The 4,610-nt window shown below is 74.5% G+C and carries 8 protein-coding genes; 2 read left to right on the top strand and 6 right to left on the bottom strand.

The genetic code is table 11. The features are described 5' to 3' along the window. Positions 1-429, top strand: a 429-nt coding sequence (locus AB0L40_RS26705) for a hypothetical protein (protein WP_364361670.1), incomplete at its 5' end; no start/stop codon positions are given. On the opposite strand, the gene AB0L40_RS26700 is transcribed toward AB0L40_RS26705, so the two are convergent. The 6 genes from AB0L40_RS26700 to AB0L40_RS26675 form a co-directional block, all read right to left on the bottom strand. After that, a complete protein-coding gene (locus tag AB0L40_RS26700; RefSeq protein ID WP_364361668.1) occupies positions 413-868 on the bottom strand; it encodes an SRPBCC family protein in 456 nt (151 codons plus the stop codon). The two genes, AB0L40_RS26705 and AB0L40_RS26700, sit on opposite strands and share 17 nt — an antisense overlap. A 3-nt stretch (positions 869-871) precedes the next feature. Then, positions 872-1,414, bottom strand: coding sequence for an adenine phosphoribosyltransferase (locus AB0L40_RS26695; protein WP_364361666.1), 543 nt, complete (start codon positions 1,412-1,414; stop codon positions 872-874). After that, complete coding sequence (locus tag AB0L40_RS26690) at positions 1,411-2,217, bottom strand: MerR family transcriptional regulator (RefSeq protein WP_364361664.1); 807 nt, start codon at positions 2,215-2,217, stop codon at positions 1,411-1,413. The genes AB0L40_RS26695 and AB0L40_RS26690 overlap by 4 nt, the downstream gene beginning before the upstream one ends. A gap of 8 nt (positions 2,218-2,225) precedes the next feature. Next, the gene (locus AB0L40_RS26685; RefSeq protein WP_364361662.1) at positions 2,226-2,696 is read right to left on the bottom strand and encodes an FHA domain-containing protein; all 471 of its coding nucleotides are present in this window, start codon (positions 2,694-2,696) and stop codon (positions 2,226-2,228) included. Further along, positions 2,696-3,010 (bottom strand): hypothetical protein, encoded by a 315-nt coding sequence (locus tag AB0L40_RS26680; RefSeq protein WP_364361660.1) that lies wholly within the window; start codon positions 3,008-3,010, stop codon positions 2,696-2,698. Before AB0L40_RS26680 ends, AB0L40_RS26685 begins: the two co-directional genes overlap by 1 nt. 88 nt (positions 3,011-3,098) lie before the next feature. Next, positions 3,099-4,178, bottom strand: a complete 1,080-nt coding sequence (locus AB0L40_RS26675) for a CDP-alcohol phosphatidyltransferase family protein (RefSeq protein ID WP_364361658.1) — start codon at positions 4,176-4,178, stop codon at positions 3,099-3,101. A 154-nt stretch (positions 4,179-4,332) separates the two neighbouring features. On the opposite strand from AB0L40_RS26675, the gene AB0L40_RS26670 reads away from it, so the two are divergent. Next, positions 4,333-4,610 (top strand): superoxide dismutase (locus AB0L40_RS26670; RefSeq protein WP_364361656.1); only part of this gene is annotated, 278 nt, incomplete at its 3' end.

Below are 4,610 nucleotides of genomic sequence, written 5' to 3'. Positions count from 1 at the left end.
CCCGCCGCGGCGCAGGCCGCCGCCGCGCAGTTCGCGGCCGCGCTCCCGCAGACGATCCGCTTCCGCCCGCCGTCGGGGGCCACCGGCGCCGACGCCCGCGTGACCGGCACCGCCAAGCCGACCGTGAGCACCGCCGACGCGTCGATCCCCGTCCTCGCACTGACGATCAAGGGCCTCCCCGCGCTGACGGCGAAGCGCCGCTACTTCGCGTGGGCGGACAAGAACGGGGCCGACCCGATCTTCCTCGGGCAGCTCAGCGACGCCCGCGGCGCCGAGCTCCGCTTCGAGGGGCTCGACCTCAAGAGCCGCCAGGCGACGACCGTCGACCCGACCGTCTACACCACGTTCCGCATCACCCGCGAGACCGCCAAGGCCCCGACGAAGCCGGGCCCGACGGTCATCGTGGGTCGCGTCACCCCGCGGAGCTGACCTCGCGGAGCAGGCTCGCCAGCGCTTGGCCGGCCTGCTCCTTCGACGCCTTCGTCCCCAGGCGGTTGGCGAACAGCCCCTTCTGCTTGAGCTCGCGCTCGACGGAGACCGTGACGCGCGAGCCGCCGCCGTCGGTCGGCTCGATCCGCACCTCGACGGCGCTCGCGACCAGGGCCTTCGCGAAGGGCGTGTTCGCGATCTGCTGCTCCCAGCGCTGGATCTCCGGCCGCCGCGACGTGCCGACCTGCCAGTCGGTGCGGACGGGGACGCCGCGCGAGGAGCGCAGGACGAGGGTGAAGATGCCGCCCTGGACGTCCTCGGCCCGCTCGGCGTTCGGCCACCACGGGGCGACCCGCGAGCCGTCGGAGACGTGGTGCCAGACGTCCTCCGGGCTGGCCGGCGTCGTCTTGCTGGCCGAGCCGTTGGCGATCGCGCCCATGGGTCAGTCCTCGTAGGAGATCAGGGAGAACACGGCGCGCGGCGCCAGCGCGGCGCGCCCGCCGAGGAACGACAGCTCCGCCAGGAAGGAGCAGCCGACGACCACGCCGCCCAGCCGCTCGACGAGGCGGCAGAGCGCCTGCGCCGTCCCGCCGGTGGCGAGGAGGTCGTCGTGCACGAGGACGCGGGTGCCGGGCGCCATGGCGTCCTCGTGGATGTGCAGCTCGTCGGTCCCGTACTCGAGCTCGTACGTGACCGAGATCGTCGCGCGCGGCAGCTTGCCGGGCTTGCGGGCGAGCACGAACCCGGTGCCGAGCTCGCGGGCGACCGCGGGCCCGAGCAGGAAGCCGCGGGCCTCGGCGCCGACGACGGCCTGCACGTCGAGGCCGCGGGCGGCCTCCGTCAGGCGGTCGACGGCCGCCGCGAGGGCCTCCGGGTGCGCGAGGACCGGGGAGATGTCCCGGAACGTCACGCCGGGCGCGGGGTGGTCCTCGATGTCGACCACGTGGGCCTTCAGGTCGACGGCGTCCGGGGCGGCGGGGGTCACGGCACCAAGCGTCGCAGGTCGCGCACGAGCAGCAGGTGCTTGAGCCGCATCGTCGTCGCGGCCAGCGTCTCCAGCGCGTCGACCGCCTCGGCGCGCCGCTCGGCGCTCCTGGAACGCAGCGACGGGCCGAGCAGCTGCTCGAGCAGCGCGCCCTCGCGGTCCGCCGAGCTGCGCAGCACCCGGAGGTGCCGCCCGCCGACGCCGTAATGGGAGAGCTCGACCGCGGCGCGCACGATCTCGCGCTCGTCGTCGTCGAAGACGATCGCGCCGTCGCGGGTGGTGCCCTGGACGACGCCGAAGTCGCGGAGCTCCTTGACCAGCGCGGCGCTGGCGCGCGTCTCGTCGCAGAGCTGCTCGAGGGTGTGGAAGGCCGTCCCCCCGCCCCGCAGCGCGATCGGGCCCGGCCGGGACGCGTCGGGCTCGTGCTCGGCCGGCTCCCCCGCCCCGGACACGCGCGGCGCGTCCTGGCCGCGGCCGGCGGCGAGCTCCTGGCGGATCACCCGCAGCGGCAGGAACTCGTCGCGCTGCAGCCGCAGGATCGTCCGCAGGCGGTCGACGTCGTCGGTGCTGAAGAGCCGGTAGCCGCCGGACGTCCGGCGCGGCTGGAGGAGCTTCTGCTCCTCGAGGTACCGGATCTTCGAGATCGAGATGTCGGGGAACTCGCCGACGAGCAGCTTGCAGACCTGCCCGATCGTCAGGGGCCGGCCCGACCGGGACGGGGCCGGGCGGGCGCCGGGGGCGACGGGTGGCCCTCCCGGGGAGGCCGGGGTGCGCACCGCCTCCGTGCCGGGCTCCTCGACCACGCGCGTCGTCAGCGGCCGAGGAACGTGAGCTTGAACTTGCCGACCTGGACCTCGTCGCCGTCGTGCAGCAGCGCGCTGTCGATCCGGCCGCGGTTGACGTAGGTGCCGTTCAGCGACCCGAGGTCGTCGATGTGCCATCCGTCGGCGCGGGCGACGACGAGGGCGTGGTCCCGGGAGACCGTGACGTCGTCGAGGAACATGTCGCTCTCGGGACGGCGGCCGATCGTGACGCGGTCGCGTTGCAGCGGGACGCTCTCGCCCTCCCGGCCCCCGCCGGCGCGGACGACGAGCGCCGCCCCGCCCTGCTCCTGGAGCGCGCCGACGTCGATCGCGGCGATCTCCCCGGAGTCCTGGAGATGGTAAGTGGCGGTGGTCGGCTCGTTCGGGGCGCCGACGTCGGCGAGGTAGGCCCCGCACTTGGGGCAGAAGTTCGCGGCGGTGCCGGCCACGAACCCGCACTCGGGGCAGTGGACCGCCATCAGCCCGGCGCGTCCTCGCCCTCGTCCTCGTCGCGGTCCACGGCGGGGGCTTCGTCCGGGACGGGACGCAGGCCGCCGACCCGGCCGGAGAGGATCTCCGTCAGGCGGTCGACGTCGGAGCCGTGGATCACGGTGCCCCCTTCGTCATGGCGGAGGCGCAGGCGGCTGACGAGCTCGGCGCGGAGGATGTCGATCTGGCCGTGCAGGATGCGCCGGCGGTAGCTGACCTCGGTCTCCTCGGCCGTGAGGCGGTCGATGATCGCCTTGAGCTCCTCGTCCGGGAGGCTGCCGAGGTCGGGAAAGGTGTCGTCCATGGTGTGAGGGTGCTCCTGGTGTGGGGCGCCGCGGCGAGCATACCAGCGGTCCCGTGGAAGATCTGGACCTCCGGTTGAGGGTGCGCCCTCAGCCGTTGGCCCCGGCGGTGGGGACGGACGGGGCGGCGGCGGCCGCGGCCGCGCGCTCACGGAGCTGCCGGCGGCCGTCGCGCTCGTACCGGATGGTGGCCATGATCGCCATCGCGACGCCGATGACGACGGCGACCTTCGCCGGCCAGCCGACCCCGACGAGCGCGGCGAAGAGCCCGGACATCAGCGGCCACACGGCCAGCCGGCCCCACCAGTTGACGCCCAGCCGGACGTCCTTCTTCAGCGCCCGGCGCGCGGCGTCGGTGGTGTAGAGCTCGCGGGCGACGAGGACGCCCAGCGCCTCGCGCGGCAGCAGATCGAAGTGCCAGCAGACGATGCCGCCCGCGACGACGAGCGCGCGGTCGGTCAGGGGGTCCAGCAGCGTCCCGAAGCGGCTGTACTGGCCGGTCAGACGGGCGAGGAAGCCGTCGAGGTAGTCCGAGGCCGCGATGGCGAGGAACACGAGGGCGGGCAGGGCGTCGGTCCCGCCGTCCGTGCTGAGCGCGAGCACGAGGAAGACCGGGATGAACGCCAGGCGGATCAGTCCGACGGCGTTGGGGATCGTCCAGACCCGCAGCGGCTGGCCGGCCAGCGTCTCGATCGGCGGCGGTCCGGAGCGGTCGATGCCGAACAGCCGGTAGACGGTCATCCGCGCGGGCTCGGTCAGCTCGCGGGTGCGCTCCCGGACGTGCTCGGTCCGCTCCATGGCGCGGTCGCGGACCTGGTCGGTCCGCTCGCGGACCTGCTCCGTGCGCTCCCGCGTCCGCTCGCGGACGTGGTCGGTGCGTTCCTTCGTCTTCTCGCGGACCTGGTCGCGGCGCTTTCGGGTCGTGGCCCGGGCGCGGTCGGCGCGCCGGCGCAGCGAGCCCTCGGCGTCCGCCGGGTCGGCGGCGTCCGGGACCGGCGGCGGGGTGCCGTCGTCCCGCGGCTCCTCGTCCGGCCGGTCGCCGGTCGAGGGGCTCAGGGCAACCGCCCGGGGGTCTCGGCCCTCGCCACCGGCGCACCGGTCCGCGGGCGCGGACGCGCGGCGGCGCGCGCGGGAGCTGCGGCGGTATGTGACGGCGACGTCATCGGCCACGGAATCTACGGGACGGGGTGACGGCGGGCGTCCGGACGTCCAACGGACGACGGCCCGCGAGCGGGGCCGGGCGGACCTCCTCTGTAGGTTGGAGGGAGCGGGATCGCCGCACGGCGGCCCGCGCCTCCGTTCTCGACTCTCCAGAGGAGCCCACATGGCGTTCTCCGTTCCCCCGCTGCCCTTCGCGTTCGACGCGCTGGAGCCTCACATCGACGCGAAGACGATGGAGATCCACCACGACAAGCACCACCAGGCGTACGTCGACAAGGCCAACGCCGCGCTGGAGGGCACCGAGTTCGCTGACAAGCCGATCGAGGAGATCGTCGCGAACCTCGGCGCGCTGCCGGCCGACAAGCAGGGCCCCGTCCGCAACAACGGCGGCGGCCACTACAACCACTCGCTCTTCTGGGAGTCGCTGCAGGGCGACGGCGT

The sequence above is a fragment of the Patulibacter sp. NPDC049589 genome (assembly GCF_040675535.1).
Taxonomy (GTDB): Bacteria; Actinomycetota; Thermoleophilia; order Solirubrobacterales; family Solirubrobacteraceae; genus Patulibacter.
The sequence above is the reverse complement of the archived record's forward strand: the minus strand, read 5'-3'. Positions and strand labels throughout refer to the sequence as shown.

Excerpts from the sequence above, each read along its gene's own strand:
- AB0L40_RS26680 (WP_364361660.1), bottom strand. The coding sequence starts at position 3,010 with ATGGACGACACCTTTCCCGACCTCGGCAGCCTCCCGGACGAGGAGCTC.
- AB0L40_RS26685 (WP_364361662.1), bottom strand. The coding sequence starts at position 2,696 with ATGGCGGTCCACTGCCCCGAGTGCGGGTTCGTGGCCGGCACCGCCGCG.
- AB0L40_RS26700 (WP_364361668.1), bottom strand. The coding sequence starts at position 868 with ATGGGCGCGATCGCCAACGGCTCGGCCAGCAAGACGACGCCGGCCAGC.